A 14,164-nucleotide genomic window follows, 5' to 3' on the forward strand; every position below is an offset into this window, starting at 1 on the left:
CGTCACGGCCGACGGACGCGGGGGGCGTGGTGCCGGTCGGCGCGGGGGCGTCCGCGTCCGTCGGCCGTGACGTTCCGGGTACGGCCGGGACGGTCGCGGCGGCCGTCGCGCCCGCCGGTATCGGTACCGGCTCCTGGTCGGACGGCGTTTCGGTGCGCCGTGCCCGGCGCTCCAGAACCCGGCGCAGCACCGGGCGGACGGCCTCGCCCGCGAGCACCGCGAGGAGCAGGTAGAGGCACAGGGCCAGCCAGAGGTAGCCGGGCCAGGCCAGAACCTGCTTGAGCCAGAACGGGAGACCGCTGCGCGTGGCGAAAAACGCCGCGAAGGTGAGCGCCCAGCCTCCGGCGATCACCACCACCCCGACGCGGCGCACGGCGCCCGGAGCCCGGGTCGTGTCGCGGAACAACCGGCGCCACAGGTACCAGTTGCCCGTCACCAGGACGGACAGGACCAGCAGTGCGACGAGTACGAAGACGATGACCACGGTGCGGTGTTCCCCAGATTTCCGTTACGACGTCCGTGACGTCCGGCTCAGTGCGCGCAGACCACGCAACCCGATGCCTCCGACGACCGTCCCCCATACGAAGGAGACGACGGCCAGCAGCAGATGGACCCAGAAATACGCCGTCGGCTCGCCGTCGTCGAAGGCGAGTCCGCTGCCGTCCTTGACCAGGTTCTTGACGAAAGTGATCCAGATGATCCAGCTCCATACCCCGAAGGCGAGCAGGAACCAGGAGACGGGGCGGCTGAGTTTCACCAGATCTGACCTTTCATCGCAACGCCGGGCGCCCGGATTCGGCCGGGGCTCCGGGGGCGGCCCCCCGGGCGGGCACGGCATGGTTCCAGTATCACCGGACGGTGTCCGGTTCCGTTCGCGGGGTGGGGAGGGAGGGGGGACTTCCTCAGGCACTGCATGTACGTTTCCGACCGTGCCCGCACCCAAAAACTCCATCCGGCGCTCACTACTGGTCATTTCCACCATAGTGCTGTCCACCGTGCTGACCGCTCCCGTCGCCCTCGCGGCCCCGAGCCCTTCGTCCAAGCCATCGGCCGGCTCCTCGGCCACGGCCACGGCCGACCCGTCGAAGAAGTCGAAGAAGTCGAAGGATTCCAAGGACTCCAAGGAGTCGAAGGGCTCCAAGGCCGCTCCCCCCGCGAAGATGTCGACGGTGGGCGGCACCCGGCTCGGGCAGGCGGGGACCCAGGTCAACCTCGCGAGCGGCGTGCCGGTGCTGCCGAAGGGCCTGTCGGCCCGGTCCTGGATCGTCGCCGACGCCGAGTCGGGCGAGGTGCTCGCCGCGCACAACGCGCACTGGCGGCTGGCCCCGGCGAGCACCCTGAAGATGCTGTTCGCCGACACCCTGCTGCCGAAGTGGCCCAGCTCGACGGAGCACAAGGTCGAGTCCTCCGACCTGGCCGGCATCGGCTCCGGTTCCAGCATGGTCGGGATCAAGGAGGACGAGACGTACACCGTCCACGACCTGTGGCTCGGGGTCTTCCTCCGCTCGGGCAACGACGCCGTGCGGGTGCTGGCCGCCATGAACGGGGGCGTCGAGAGCACCGTCAAGGAGATGAACGAGCACGCCGAGGAGCTCCAGGCCTTCGACACGGTCGTGGTGAGCCCGGACGGCTACGACGCCGAGGGGCAGGTGTCGTCCGCGTACGACCTGACCCTGATAGCCCGTTCCGGGCTGCAGAAGAAGGACTTCCGGGAGTACGCCTCGACGGTCCGCGCGGACTTCCCCGGTGAGACGAAGAAGAACAAGAAGGGCAAGAAGGTCCGCGAGTCCTTCGAGATCCAGAACACCAACCGGCTGCTGTCCGGCGACTACGACGTGCCCGTCTACCAGGGCATCGCGGGGGTGAAGAACGGCAACACCACCAACGCGGGCGCCACCTTCACCGGGGTCGCCGAGCAGGACGGAAGGGTCCTGCTCGTCACCGTGATGAACCCGGAGAAGAAGGAGAGCAACGGGGTCTACAAGGAGACCGCGAAGCTGCTCGACTGGGGGTTCAAGGCAGCCGGCAAGGTCGATCCGGTGGGTGAGCTGGTGCCGCCCGGGAGCGACGCGCAGGCCGGTGCCCGGCCGGGTGCCGGTGCCTCCCCCGGCGAGGCGGGCGGCGCGGGCGAGGACGCGCCCGGCGCCGTGGGCAGCAAGCCGGTGGCGAGTGCCGCGGCCGGGAGCGGGGCCGGCGGCATCGGGACCGCGCTGGCCGTCACGGGCGGGGTGCTGGTGCTGCTCGCGGGCGGGGCGTTCCTGGTCAACCGTCGCTGGCCGCTGCCGGATCTGGTGCGCCGCCGTCCGCATCCGTGACCCGTTCGGTCTCCTGACTCTGCGTCGCCGTCCAGGCGGCGCAGAACACGACCAGTTTCATGGTGAAGTTGATCCACAGCAGCAGGGCCACCGGGACACCGAACGCGCCGTACATGCTCTTCGCGGCCACGCCCTGCATATAGCCGCTGAGCAGCAGTTTCAACAGTTCGAAGCCGACCGCGCCGATGAGCGCGGCCACGACCAGACGGCGGCGGGCGGGTTCGACGCCGGGCAGCAGCGACAGGACGTACAGCAGGAGCAGGAAGTCGGCGCCCACGGCGACGGCGAAGGCCGCGATCCGCAGCACGATCCCGCCCCAGCCGCCCTTCTCCAGCCCGATGGCGTCACTGATCCAGCCGACCGCCGTCGAGGCGACGGTGGAGGCGACCAGGGTGACCAGGACCGCACCGCCGAGCCCGACGAGGATGCCCGCGTCCTTGGCCTTGCGCAGGGCGGGGTTCTCCTCCGGGTCGGACAGCTCCCACACCGCGCGCAGGCACTCCCGCATCGATCCGGCCCAGCTGATGCCGGTGAACAGCAGGACGGCACCGGCGATGAGGCCGACGGCGCCGGCGTTCTCCACCAGGCTCCCGATGTCCAGCTGGTCGGAGATGCCGGGCACCTGCTCGGTGATTTTGTCCTGGAGGGTGTCCTGCTGCTCCTGGCTGAGCATGGCGGCGCCGATCGCGGCGGTGACGGTGAGCAGCGGGAACAGTGCGACGAAGCTGGTGAACGTCATCGCGGCGGCCAGCCGGGTCCAGTGCACCCGCTCCATCCGCTCGTAGGACCGCCACGCGTGCGTGAGCATCAGCCGCGTGGCCCACGGGCCGACGACCGGGAGTTTCTTCAGCCAGTCCATGAACCGTCTTTGCCCCTGCGGGGGAAATCCCATGTCCGGAGCGACATCCCATTAATCACCCGTTCCGGGGAGTGGCGCAAGGTTTCAAAACTAATCGCCCATATAGGGGCGATACGGTCACCGTCATGCCTGATGACACCGTCTCCCCCACGGGATGGGGCCGCATCGCTCCCGCCGCGGCCCGGCTGCCCCGGTCCTTGCTCGTCCTCGGCGGTACGTCCGAGATCGCGCTGGCCACGGCGCGCCGGCTGATCGCCCGCCGCACCCGCACGGTGTGGCTGGCGGGTCGGCCCTCCCCCGCGCTGGACCGGGCCGCGGAGCAGTTGCGCGGCCTGGGCGCCCAGGTGCGCGTCATCGCCTTCGACGCCCTCGACCCCGCCTCCCACGAGAACGTCCTCGGCAAGGTCTTCACGGACGGTGACATCGACATGGTGCTGCTCGCCTTCGGCACCCTCGGCGACCAGGCCCACGACGAGCGGTCGCCCCGGGACGCCGTCCAGGTCGCGCAGACCAACTACACCGGCGCGGTCTCCTCGGGCCTCGTGTGCGCGGGCGCCCTCCAGAACCAGGGGCACGGCTGCCTGGTGGTGCTGTCGTCCGTCGCCGGCGAGCGGGCCCGCCGCGCGGACTTCATCTACGGCTCCAGCAAGGCCGGCCTGGACACCTTCGCCCAGGGCCTCGGCGACGCGCTGTACGGCACGGGCGCGCACGTCATGGTCGTACGCCCCGGCTTCGTCCGTGCCCGGACGGCCGCCGCCCCGCACGGGGCGCGGCTCGCCACCACCCCGGAGGCGGTCGCGACGGCGGTCGAACTGGGGCTGCGCCGCCGCGCGGAGACGGTGTGGGTGCCGGGCAGGCTGCGCGTGGTGATGTCGGTGCTGCGGCACCTGCCCCGGGCGGTGTTCCGGCGGCTTCCGGTCTGAGGTCCTACGGCCCGCAGGTCAGTACGCGGTGACGGAGCCGAGGTCGGCGCGGCCGGACTGCGGGGGCACCACCAGCGAGCCGAACGGGAACTCCCGCAGCTTGCGCCACACCCCGTCGGCACCCTGTTCGTAGAGCGCGAATCCGGTGCAGGGCCACCGCGCCTCGTAGTCGGCGAGTTCCTCGAAGGCGCGGTCCATCGCCGCCTCCTCGATGCCGTGCGCCACGGTGACGTGCGGGTGGTACGGGAACTGCAGCTCCCGCGCGACGGGACCGGACGCGTCGCGGACCTGCTTCTGCAGCCAGGTGCAGGCCTCGGCGCCCTCCACGATCCGGACGAACACGACCGGTGACAGGGGCCGGAAGGTACCGGTGCCGGAGAGCCGCATGGGGAACGGGCGGCCGGTCGCGGCGACCTCGCTCAGATGCGTCTCGATGGCCGGCAGGTCGCCCTCGTCGACCTCCGTCGGCGGCAACAGGGTGACATGCGTGGGGATACCGTGAGCAGCGGCGTCACCGAAGCCCGCGCGCAGCTGCTGAAGCCGGCTGCCGTGAGGCTCCGGAACCGCGATCGACACACCGATCGTTACGGTCCCCACGTCGTCTCCTTCGTTCCGTCGTTGCCGTCGTTTCCGTCGTTGCGGTGGTGCCGGTCCGGCACACAGCGGGTGGCTGCCGAAGCGGCCGCCCTCGTACCGACTGTACGACCACAGCCCGCTCCCGGGCAGGCGCAGCCGGAGTGATGTACGGCGCTCACCCGGTGGTACGAATCGGTGCCGGGCCGGCGTTCAGATCCGTGGTGGCCGGAGCCGGGGCCGGGTCAGTGCTTGGCGGGCAGGAAACCCACCCGCTCGTAGGCCAGGGCGAGGGTCTCCGCGGCGACGGCGCGGGCCTTCTCGGCGCCCTTGGCCAGGATCGAGTCGAGCGTCTCGGGGTCGTCCAGGTACTGCTGGGTACGCTCCTTGAACGGGGTCACGAACTCGACCATGATCTCGGCGAGGTCCGTCTTCAGCGCGCCGTAGCCCTTGCCGGCGTAACGCTCCTCCAGCTCGGCGATGCTCGCGCCGGTGAGGGTCGAGTGGATCGTGAGGAGGTTGCTCACACCCGGCTTGTTCTCGGCGTCGTAGCGGATGACGGTGTCGGTGTCGGTGACCGCGCTCTTCACCTTCTTGGCGGTGGCCTTCGGGTCGTCGAGGAGGTTGATGAGGCCCTTCGGCGTGGACGCCGACTTGCTCATCTTGACCGTCGGGTCCTGAAGGTCGTAGATCTTCGCCGTCTCCTTGAGGATGTGCGGCTTCGGGACGGTGAAGGTCGGGCCGAACCGGCCGTTGAAGCGGTCGGCGAGGTCGCGGGTGAGCTCGATGTGCTGGCGCTGGTCCTCGCCCACCGGCACCTCGTTCGCCTGGTAGAGCAGGATGTCGGCGACCTGGAGGACCGGGTACGTGAACAGGCCGACGGAGGCGCGGTCGGCACCCTGCCTGGCGGACTTGTCCTTGAACTGGGTCATGCGGGAGGCCTCGCCGAAACCGGTGAGGCAGTTCATGACCCAGGCGAGCTGGGCGTGCTCGGGGACGTGGCTCTGGACGAAGAGGGTGCACCGCTCCGGGTCGAGTCCGGAGGCCAGCAGCTGGGCGGCGGCGAGCCGGGTGTTGGCGCGCAGCTGGGCCGGGTCCTGCGGGAGCGTGATCGCGTGCAGGTCGACGACCATGTAGAACGCGTCGTGGGTCTCCTGCAGGGCCACCCACTGGCGGACGGCGCCGAGGTAGTTGCCGAGGTGGAACGAGCCTGCGGTGGGCTGGATTCCGGAGAGCACGCGAGGACTTTCAGAGGCCATGGCCCTTATTCTCTCAGGTTCCCGAGGGCGGTCCGGAACCGACCGGAAACAGGTGGGAACCGATCCGCCTCCGGCGGTGTAACAAAAGTGTGAGGACGCGGGAGGGGGGCCGCATCGTCGAGGAGACCGCGGTGATCGCGCGGGTACGCGCCGGAGAGCCGGAGGCGTACGCGGAGCTGGTGCGGGCCCATACGCGCATCGCGCTCAGGGCGGCCACCGCGCTCGGGGCGGGTGCGGACGCGGAGGACGTGGTGCAGCAGGCCTTCGTCAAGGCGTACTGCGCGCTGGGCAGGTTCCGGGACGACATGGCGTTCCGGCCGTGGCTGCTGTCGATCGTGGCCAATGAGACGAGGAACACCGTGCGCGCGGCGGCCCGCCGGTACAGCCTCGCCGGCCGTGAGGCGGCGTTCGCGGAGGCGGAGCCGGTGATACCGGAATCGGCGGATCCGGCGGTGGTGACGCTGGAGACGGAGCGCCGCGCCGCACTGACGGCCGCCCTGGAGAAGCTGAGCGAGGAGCATCGTCTGGTCGTCACCTACCGCTATCTGCTGGAGATGAACGAGCAGGAGACCGCCCAGGCCCTGGGCTGGCCCCGGGGCACGGTGAAGTCTCGGCTGAACCGCGCCCTGCGGAAGCTGGAGCGTCTGCTGCCGGACTTCCGGCCCCGGAAAGTGGGTGACAACCGAGCATGAGTGAGTCGTACGACGACGGCGGCGCCACGGGGGGCGGGCGCGCCGAGACCGCCCGGCTGCGAGAGGAACTGCGGGCGCTCGGCCGGTCCATGGACGGGCCGGGGGGTGCGGGCGGGCCCGAGTCGATGGTCGAGCGGGTGCTGGAGCGGATACTCGCCGAGGACGTGCCCGTTCCGGTGGCCGGCCCGCCGGGTGCCGTGGAGCGGCTGCGGGCGGTGCGGAGCTGGGCGCGGGCACGAGCGCGGTGGCGGTCGCTGGCCGCCGTGCTGTGCGGGCTGCTGACGGTGCTCGCGTTGACGCCGCCGGTGCGGGCGGCGGTGTCCGACTGGTTCGGCTTCGGCGGGGTGGAGGTGCGGTACGACCCCTCGGCGGTGCCGTCCGAGGGCGCCGAGGTGCCGGACTGCGGGCCGTCGGTGTCGCTCGGCCGGGCGGAGCGCCGGGCGGGGTTCGCGCCGCTGGTGCCGGAGGCGCTGGGCGCTCCGGACGCGGTGACGGTGAGCGGTCTGCCGCGCGGCCGGTTCCTGGTGAGCCTGTGCTGGCGGGAGCGGGGGCGCACGATCCGGCTGGACCAGTTCCCGGCCCGGCTGGACGTCACGTTCACCAAGCGTGTGCGGGAGCATTTCGAGTGGCTGTCCCTGGGCGGGGAGGGTGCCGACGGCGGCGGTGTGACGGATCCGGCGCTGTGGTTCCCGCGGCCGCATCTCCTGGGTTTCTGGCTGGTGGACGCGGACGGTCACCGCTTCACCCGAAAAGAGCGCACGGCCGGTCCGACGCTGCTGTGGATGGACGGCGGCAGGGTCGGCGCGGGGGACGCCAGCGAGGTGACGCTGCGGCTGGAGGGGGAGGCGTCCAAGGCGCGGGCGCTGGAGATCGCGGAGTCGGTGGGACCGTGGAAGCCGTGAGGCCGGCACCCCCTGGAATCCGTGGGGCGGGGTCCTCCGGTGGGTTCTCGCATGGGGGCCGCTGGTGGGGAACCTCACCGGGTCGGGCGGTGTACCAGAAGTGACAGGCGGCTCGTGGCCGGGCCGCACGGGGAATCGACCGGCCGAGTGGGGGTCCGGATGCACGGATGGACGGGAAGGGTGCGGCACCTTGCGGCGAGCGTGGCGGCGGTGGCTGCGGTGCTGGCCCTGACGGTGTGGGGAGCATCGCCGGCCTCGGCCGGAGGGCCGACGAGCGTGCTGCTGGTCTCTCCGGAGAGCGAGGAGACGGCGTCGCTGTACGCCGCCGATGACGAGTACGGCGAGTTGGAGAAGCTGCTCGGCCCGGTCGGCACGGGCATGCGGGAGCAGCCCCCAAAGGCCGTTCCGGCCTCATCCCGGCTGCTCACCGTGACATGGCTGGTGCACGATGTGGCGCCCTGGCGCGTGGACCGTGTCTTCCCTACCGTCTCGGGCGACGAGGACAAGGGGGACAAGGACGTGTGGATACACACGTCGGCCGACTCCTCCGAATCGCCGAACGGCCTCTGGCACCGCGCCGAGCGCCCGGCCGAACTGCGCGGTCTGCTGAAGGAGCTGGGCGTGCTGGGCAGGACGTCGGATGCGGGACCTGTGTTGTCGTCCGGCACCTACCCGGTGCCCTGGGAGACGGAGGAGACCGGCTCCGGCGGGACCGACACCAGCGGCTCCGGCACCGCTGACGCCGGGCCGGAGCAGGACGTGGGGGCGGTCCGGGAGGGCGGCGCCGGGGCGTCGGGGGCCGGCGGCAGCGGCCGGTGGTGGGTGATACCGGGAGCGGTGGCCGGTGCGACGCTGACCCTGCTCCTGCGCCCGTATGTCACGCGAGGGCCCCTGAGCGGCCGGCGGCGGGAGCCGGGGCCGAGGCAGGAACTGCTCGACGGGTGAGACACACCGCGGCGGCCGGCCACACGCCGGCCGCCGCGGGGAGGATGACACGGGCGGGATGGCACCGCTGGTGCCGGTCGCTCCGGGCAGCTCGGAACCGTTGGAAGCCCCGGAGGCGTCAGCCGAGGTCGATCTCCGGGTACAGCGGGAAACCGGCGACCAGGTCGGTGGCGCGGCGAGAGATCTCGTCCGCGATCTTCGCGTCGAGGATGTGCTGGGCCTTGGAGGGGGCGCCCTTGCTGGTGGTGCCGGGCTCCGTGGTGGTCAGCACGCGGTCGATGAGGGCGGCGACCTCGTCCATCTCGGCGGTGCCCAGGCCGCGCGTGGTCAGCGCGGGGGTGCCGATGCGGATGCCGGAGGTGTACCAGGCGCCGTTCGGGTCGGCCGGGATGGCGTTGCGGTTGGTGACGATGCCCGACTCGAGCAGGGCGGCCTCGGCCTGCCGGCCGGTGAGGCCGTAGGAGGCGGCGACGTCGATCAGGTTGAGGTGGTTGTCGCTGCCGCCGGTGACCAGGGTGGCGCCGCGGCGCATCAGGCCCTCGGCGAGGGCGCGGGAGTTGTCCACGATGCGCTGGGCGTAGTCCTGGAAGGCGGGCTGCCGGGCCTCCGCCAGGGCGACCGCCTTGGCGGCCATGACGTGCGGGAGCGGGCCGCCCAGGACCATCGGGCAGCCGCGGTCGACCTGGTCCTTGAGGGAGTCGTCGCACAGGACCATGCCGCCGCGCGGGCCGCGCAGCGACTTGTGGGTGGTGGTGGTGACGATCTGGGCGTGCGGGACCGGGTCGAAGTCGCCGGTGAGGACCTTGCCGGCGACGAGGCCGGCGAAGTGCGCCATGTCGACCATGAGCGTGGCGCCGACCTCGTCGGCGATCTCGCGCATGATCCGGAAGTTCACCAGACGGGGGTACGCGGAGTACCCGGCGACGATGATCAGCGGCTTGAACTCGCGGGCGGAGGTGCGCAGGGCCTCGTAGTCGATGAGGCCGGTGGCCGGGTCGGTGCCGTAGGAGCGCTGGTCGAACATCTTGCCGGAGATGTTCGGGCGGAAGCCGTGGGTGAGGTGGCCGCCGGCGTCCAGGGACATGCCGAGCATGCGCTGGTTGCCGAAGGCGCGGCGCAGCTCGGCCCAGTCGGCGTCGGAGAGGTCGTTGACCTGGCGGACGCCGGCCTTCTCCAGGGCGGGGACCTCGACGCGCTGGGCGAGCACGGACCAGAAGGCGACCAGGTTGGCGTCGATTCCGGAGTGCGGCTGGACGTAGGCGTGGCGGGCCCCGAAGAGCTCCTTGGCGTGCTCGGCGGCCAGCGACTCGACGGTGTCGACGTTGCGGCAGCCCGCGTAGAAGCGGCGGCCGACGGTGCCCTCGGCGTACTTGTCGCTGAACCAGTTGCCCATCGCCAGGAGCGTGGCCGGCGAGGCGTAGTTCTCGGAGGCGATCAGCTTGAGCATCTCGCGCTGGTCGGCGATCTCCTGGCCGATGGCGTCGGCGACGCGCGGCTCGACGGCGCGGATCACGTCGAGGGCGGCGCGGAAGGCGGTGGAAGCGGTGGAGAGGGGCTCGGCGGGCATGAGGGACCTCCGGACGTGGCGTTCGGCGTTCACGGCATGGCCCAGGCGCACGGCACTCGTACCGGCCCGCGGTGCGGCCCGGGGGCCGCTCCCCGATGGTCGGTCCCATCCCAGCACGCCAGTCACGGCCCGCCGTCAGCCTACCGGGCGGCGCGGAGGGCGGGGCGTGGCGTCCATCATCCGGTCGGGGGAATCCACCGGGGGCCGGGCGTTCGTACGAGGGCGCGGCCGGTGCGCGGGCCCGGTGCGGTGCGCGGGCCTAGAGGATCACGTGCGGGAGGAAGCGGGCGTACTCGTCGGTGATCAGGCCCGACGACTCGCGGATGCCGAGGCCGGCGGACTCGTCCCCGACGGTCCAGGCGCCGAGGACGACATGGTTGCCGTCGAAGTCCGGCAGCGGGGCGAGCTGCTGGTAGCAGCAGGGTTCGTCGCGGACCGCGGGGGTGCTGCCCGGCGGGTGGATCGTCACCCCGGCGCCCTCGCGGCCGAGCAGCGGCTTGGCCACGTAGCCGGTGGACGACGCCAGGTCGCGGGGGCCGTCGAGGTGGGCCGGGAGGAGGTTGGGGTGGTCCGGGAAGAGCTCCCAGAGGATCGCCAGCAGGGCCTTGTTGCTGAGCAGCATCTTCCAGGCGGGCTCGATCCACAGGGTGCTGCCGGTGCCGCCGCCGTTGTCGAGGGTGTCGAGGACGTGGTCGGCGAAGCGGTCGGTGGTGAGCCACTCCCAGGGGTACAGCTTGAAGATGCTGCGGATGAACCGGAGGCCGTTGTCGACGAAGCGGCCGGAGAGCCGGTCCCAGCCGATCTCCTCCACGGTGAGCCACTCGGTGGCGAGGCCCGCCTGTTCGGCGGTCTCCTTGAGGTAGGCGACGGTCATGAGGTCCTCGCCGAGTACGTCGGCCGAGGAGTGGGCGAAGTACAGCGGGCTGCCCGGCGGGAGGAGCGCGGCCTGCCGGCGCCAGGCGTCGACGAGGCGTTCGTGCAGGGAGTTCCACTGGTCGGCGCCGGGGAACCGTTCCTCCATCCAGAACCACTGGGGCGAGGCGGCCTCCACCAGGGAGGTGGGGGTGTCGGCGTTGTACTCCAGCAGCTTCGCGGGACCGGTGCCGTCGTAGCGGAGGTCGAAACGGCCGTAGACGGAGGGGAGTTCGGCCCGCCGGTGCCAGGCCTCGGCGACTGCTCGGGCGACCCGCGGATCGGTGATGCCGAGGTCGGCGAAGCGGTCGGCGGTGACGATGTGGTCGGCGGCCGCGAGGCACATGCGGTGCAGTTCCTCGACGACCTCCTCCAGTGCCTCCACTTCGTCGAGGCCGAAGACGTAGTACGCGCTCTCGTCCCAGTACGGGACCCAGGCGTCGTCGGGGACGGGGATGCCCGCCGCCCGGTCGGCCTCGAGCGACTCGGGCAGGGTGAGGGGATAGATGAGCCCCTGTTCCTCGACGGTCTGCTGCCAGCCGGGGCGGGGCTCGATGGTGCGGCGTTCCACGGACGGGTCCTTCGTTCCTTCGCTCGACGGGGTGGTCAGCCGCCGCTGCCGGAGGACGAGCCGAAGCCGCCCCGGTCGACGGCCTGGCTCCGGCTGAAGGTGCCGTCGTCGGCCCAGCCGCCGCTGACGTCGGCGTCGTAGTACCAGTCGGTGTCGGCTCCCTTGCCGAGGGAACCGGAGGTCGTCGTGCAGTTCTCGTCGGCGACGATCCTGTAGCCGTTGAGGTAGTCGTAACTGTCCCGGTCCACGCAGCGGCGGTCCGGCTCCGAACCGCACGCGGACAGGGCCGCCGCGAGGAGCCCCGCACCACCGAGCATCACCGTGCCGGACCGCATCCGCCGCCGTGTCCGCGCCGCGGGTATCGCCTCCTGGGCCGCCGTCTCCCGGGCCGCCGTTTTCTGCGCCATGTTCTCCGCTCCCCCGTGTGTGCCGCCTCGCCGCCCCGGTACGCCATGCTCCCCGGCTCGCGGCGGACAGCCTAGGCGCCGGTCGGCGGGAAGGGGCAGGGGGCCCTTGAACGCGGCCCCGATCGAGCATGGTCCGGGGGGCTTTTGGGGTGGTGTGCGCGCTTGTCGCGGCGGCCTGTCGGGCGGGGGTTGCGGGACGTCCCTCAGGGAAGCGCCCGGCACAAGGCGTCCAGGGTCGCCGCCCAGGCGTGGTCCGGCGGGGTCCCGTAACCGACGACCAGGGCGTCCGGGGAAGCGACTTCGGCGGCGGGGTGCCGGAAGTACGCCAGGCCCATGACCGAGAGTCCCTGCCAGGCGGCCGCCCGGACGACCGACTGCTCGGTGCCCGGCGGCAGTCGGAGCACGGCGTGCAGTCCGGCCGCGATGCCCGTGACGTGTACCCCGGGCGCCCGTTCGGCGAGGGCCTCGGCCAGGGCGTCGCGGCGGCGCCGGTAGCGCAGCCGGGCGGCACGCACATGCCGGTCGTGGGCTCCGGAAGTGAGGAACTCGGCGAAGGTGAGCTGTTCGAGGACACTGACGGTCCGGGCGGCCCCGTGCTCGACGGCCTCCGGCAGGAGGGACGGGGGAAGCACCATCCAGCCCAGACGGAGACCGGGGGCGAGGGACTTGCTGACCGTGCCGAGGTGGACCACATGGTCGGGGTCCAGGTCCTGGAGCGCCCCGACGGGCTGGCGGTCGTACCGGAACTCGCTGTCGTAGTCGTCCTCCAGGATCAGGCCGCCGGTGCGCCGGGCCCAGTCGATGACGGCCGCCCGGCGTTCGGGGCGCAGCACACCGCCCAGGGGGAACTGGTGGGCGGGGTTGAGCAGCACCGCGGCGGCGTCGCCGGGGTCGGCGTCGTCGGAGGGGACCGGGGTGGTGCGCAGTCCGGTGCGTTCGACCAGGTTCCGGTGTTCGGGGAGGCCGTAGGGCTCCACGGCGAGCGTGCGGGCGCCGCGGGCGGTGCGCAGGATGTCGCACAGCAGGCGGAGGCCGTGGGCGAACCCGGAGCAGACGACGACGCGTTCGGGGTCGGCCCGCACGCCCCGTACCCGCGCCAGGTAGTCGGCGAGGGCGGCACGTAGTTCGGGGCGGCCTCTCGCGTCGCCGTAGCCGAGGGCGTCGTGGGGGGCGGACGCCAGGGCCCGGCGGGAGGCTCTGAGCCACTCGGCGCGCGGGAAGGAGGCGAGGTCGGGGGTGCCGGGGGCGAGGTCGTACCGAAGCTGCCCGGACGGGCGTCGCGGAGTGGGCCGCCGGGCGGGCGGCCGGGGTACCGCGTGGTCGGCGACCCGGGTCCCGGAGCCCTGCCGTGCGGTCAGCCGGCCCTCGGCGACCAGATCGGCGTAGGCCTCGGCGACCGTGTTGCGGGCGATGCCCAGGTCGGCGGCGAGGGCGCGGGAGGAGGGCAGCCGGGTTCCGGGTGCCAGCCGACCGCTGCGGACCGCTTCGCGCAGGGCGTCGGTCAGGCCGCGGCGCAGACCGGGACCGGCCGGTTCCAGGTGGAGGTCGATGCCGAAAGTGGCCCAAGGTTTCGCCATGCGAGTGGACCATACTCCTGGGCTGCCTCGCTCCTACGCTCGAGGACATGACGACGACCACGAACGACAGCACGACGGCGACCAGGACGACGACCACGACGGCGTCCCCGAACGACAGCGGAGCGACGGCCGAGGAGTACGCGCCCGAGCAGGCCCCCAGGCTGGACTGGTCCGCGCTCGCCCCGGACGTCTTCAAGGCGATGGTGCGCCTCGACGCGGCGGCCCGTAAGGGGATCGACCCGAAGCTGCTCGAGCTGGTGAAGATCCGGGCCTCGCAGCTCAACCACTGTGCCTTCTGCCTGGACATGCACAGCAAGGACGCGCTCGCGGCGGGCGAGAGCGTGGAGCGGATCGTGCAGCTCGCCGCCTGGGAGGAGTCGCGGCACTTCTACACCGACAGGGAGCTCGCGGCGCTCGAGCTGACCGAGGCGGTGACGGTCCTGACTGGGGGCACCTCCCAGACGAAGTCTGGGGGAGGGTTTGTACCGGACGAGGTGTACGGGCGGGCCGCCGGGCACTTCGAGGAGGCCGAGCTGGCGCACCTGATCGCCTCCATCACGGTGATCAACGCCTGGAACCGGTTCGGCGTGACCTGCCGCCTCACCCCGGGCCACTACCGGCCGGGCTCACACGCCTGACCCGCGCCCGGCACCCGCCGCGTG

General features: G+C 72.1%; 14 protein-coding genes and 1 pseudogene. 6 read left to right on the forward strand and 9 right to left on the reverse strand.

The window, feature by feature from the left end; translation table 11 throughout:
• Nucleotides 1-484 (reverse strand): annotated as a pseudogene (locus AOK11_RS35370) (metallophosphoesterase); the annotation flags it as partial.
• 24 nt (nucleotides 485-508) lie between these two features.
• Nucleotides 509-757 carry an SCO4848 family membrane protein gene (locus AOK11_RS45780; RefSeq protein ID WP_055597741.1) on the reverse strand — a complete coding sequence of 83 codons (249 nt, stop codon included), beginning with the start codon at nucleotides 755-757 and terminating at the stop codon, nucleotides 509-511.
• Nucleotides 758-929: 172 nt separating this feature from the next.
• On the opposite strand from AOK11_RS45780, the gene AOK11_RS35380 reads away from it, so the two are divergent.
• A complete protein-coding gene (locus AOK11_RS35380) occupies nucleotides 930-2,315 on the forward strand; it encodes a D-alanyl-D-alanine carboxypeptidase family protein (RefSeq protein ID WP_055597742.1) in 1,386 nt (461 codons plus the stop codon).
• On the opposite strand, the gene AOK11_RS35385 is transcribed toward AOK11_RS35380, so the two are convergent.
• On the reverse strand, nucleotides 2,263-3,174 hold the full coding sequence (locus AOK11_RS35385) for a YihY/virulence factor BrkB family protein (protein WP_055597743.1): 912 nt from the start codon (nucleotides 3,172-3,174) through the stop codon (nucleotides 2,263-2,265). The two genes, AOK11_RS35380 and AOK11_RS35385, sit on opposite strands and share 53 nt — an antisense overlap.
• 125 nt (nucleotides 3,175-3,299) lie before the next feature.
• On the opposite strand from AOK11_RS35385, the gene AOK11_RS35390 reads away from it, so the two are divergent.
• Complete coding sequence (locus tag AOK11_RS35390) at nucleotides 3,300-4,097, forward strand: decaprenylphospho-beta-D-erythro-pentofuranosid-2-ulose 2-reductase (RefSeq protein WP_055597744.1); 798 nt, start codon at nucleotides 3,300-3,302, stop codon at nucleotides 4,095-4,097.
• Nucleotides 4,098-4,115: 18 nt separating this feature from the next.
• On the opposite strand, the gene AOK11_RS35395 is transcribed toward AOK11_RS35390, so the two are convergent.
• Complete coding sequence (locus AOK11_RS35395; RefSeq protein ID WP_055597745.1) at nucleotides 4,116-4,694, reverse strand: 2'-5' RNA ligase family protein; 579 nt, start codon at nucleotides 4,692-4,694, stop codon at nucleotides 4,116-4,118.
• Between the two features lie 221 nt (nucleotides 4,695-4,915).
• Nucleotides 4,916-5,929, reverse strand: a complete 1,014-nt coding sequence (trpS, locus tag AOK11_RS35400; protein ID WP_055597746.1) for a tryptophan--tRNA ligase — start codon at nucleotides 5,927-5,929, stop codon at nucleotides 4,916-4,918.
• 89 nt (nucleotides 5,930-6,018) lie between these two features.
• Here trpS and AOK11_RS35405 point away from each other — a divergent pair, with 89 nt between their 5' ends.
• The 3 genes from AOK11_RS35405 to AOK11_RS35415 all read left to right on the forward strand — a co-directional run bounded on the left by AOK11_RS35405 (nucleotide 6,019) and on the right by AOK11_RS35415 (nucleotide 8,468).
• Nucleotides 6,019-6,621 (forward strand): RNA polymerase sigma factor, encoded by a 603-nt coding sequence (locus tag AOK11_RS35405; protein ID WP_240497614.1) that lies wholly within the window; start codon nucleotides 6,019-6,021, stop codon nucleotides 6,619-6,621.
• The gene (locus AOK11_RS35410; protein WP_055597747.1) at nucleotides 6,618-7,523 is read left to right on the forward strand and encodes a hypothetical protein; all 906 of its coding nucleotides are present in this window, start codon (nucleotides 6,618-6,620) and stop codon (nucleotides 7,521-7,523) included. The genes AOK11_RS35405 and AOK11_RS35410 overlap by 4 nt, the downstream gene beginning before the upstream one ends.
• Before the next feature lie 210 nt (nucleotides 7,524-7,733).
• On the forward strand, nucleotides 7,734-8,468 hold the full coding sequence (locus AOK11_RS35415) for a hypothetical protein (protein WP_240497615.1): 735 nt from the start codon (nucleotides 7,734-7,736) through the stop codon (nucleotides 8,466-8,468).
• Nucleotides 8,469-8,586: 118 nt separating this feature from the next.
• Here the strand turns inward: AOK11_RS35415 and AOK11_RS35420 are convergent, their stop codons facing one another.
• From AOK11_RS35420 to pdxR, 4 genes are all read right to left on the reverse strand, one after another.
• Nucleotides 8,587-10,035 (reverse strand): glycine hydroxymethyltransferase, encoded by a 1,449-nt coding sequence (locus tag AOK11_RS35420; protein WP_055597749.1) that lies wholly within the window; start codon nucleotides 10,033-10,035, stop codon nucleotides 8,587-8,589.
• 259 nt (nucleotides 10,036-10,294) lie between these two features.
• Nucleotides 10,295-11,518, reverse strand: coding sequence for a glutathionylspermidine synthase family protein (locus AOK11_RS35425; RefSeq protein WP_055597750.1), 1,224 nt, complete (start codon nucleotides 11,516-11,518; stop codon nucleotides 10,295-10,297).
• 35 nt (nucleotides 11,519-11,553) lie between these two features.
• On the reverse strand, nucleotides 11,554-11,925 hold the full coding sequence (locus tag AOK11_RS35430) for a hypothetical protein (RefSeq protein ID WP_079035282.1): 372 nt from the start codon (nucleotides 11,923-11,925) through the stop codon (nucleotides 11,554-11,556).
• A 203-nt stretch (nucleotides 11,926-12,128) separates the two neighbouring features.
• Nucleotides 12,129-13,502 (reverse strand): MocR-like pyridoxine biosynthesis transcription factor PdxR, encoded by a 1,374-nt coding sequence (gene pdxR / locus AOK11_RS35435; protein ID WP_055597751.1) that lies wholly within the window; start codon nucleotides 13,500-13,502, stop codon nucleotides 12,129-12,131.
• 47 nt (nucleotides 13,503-13,549) lie between these two features.
• On the opposite strand from pdxR, the gene AOK11_RS35440 reads away from it, so the two are divergent.
• Entirely contained in the window at nucleotides 13,550-14,140 is a 591-nt protein-coding gene (locus AOK11_RS35440; RefSeq protein WP_079035283.1) for a carboxymuconolactone decarboxylase family protein, read from the forward strand.
• Nucleotides 14,141-14,164 lie beyond the last annotated feature (24 nt).

The sequence above is a fragment of the Streptomyces hirsutus genome (assembly GCF_001418415.1).
In the GTDB taxonomy this organism is placed as follows: domain Bacteria; phylum Actinomycetota; class Actinomycetes; order Streptomycetales; family Streptomycetaceae; genus Streptomyces; species Streptomyces hirsutus.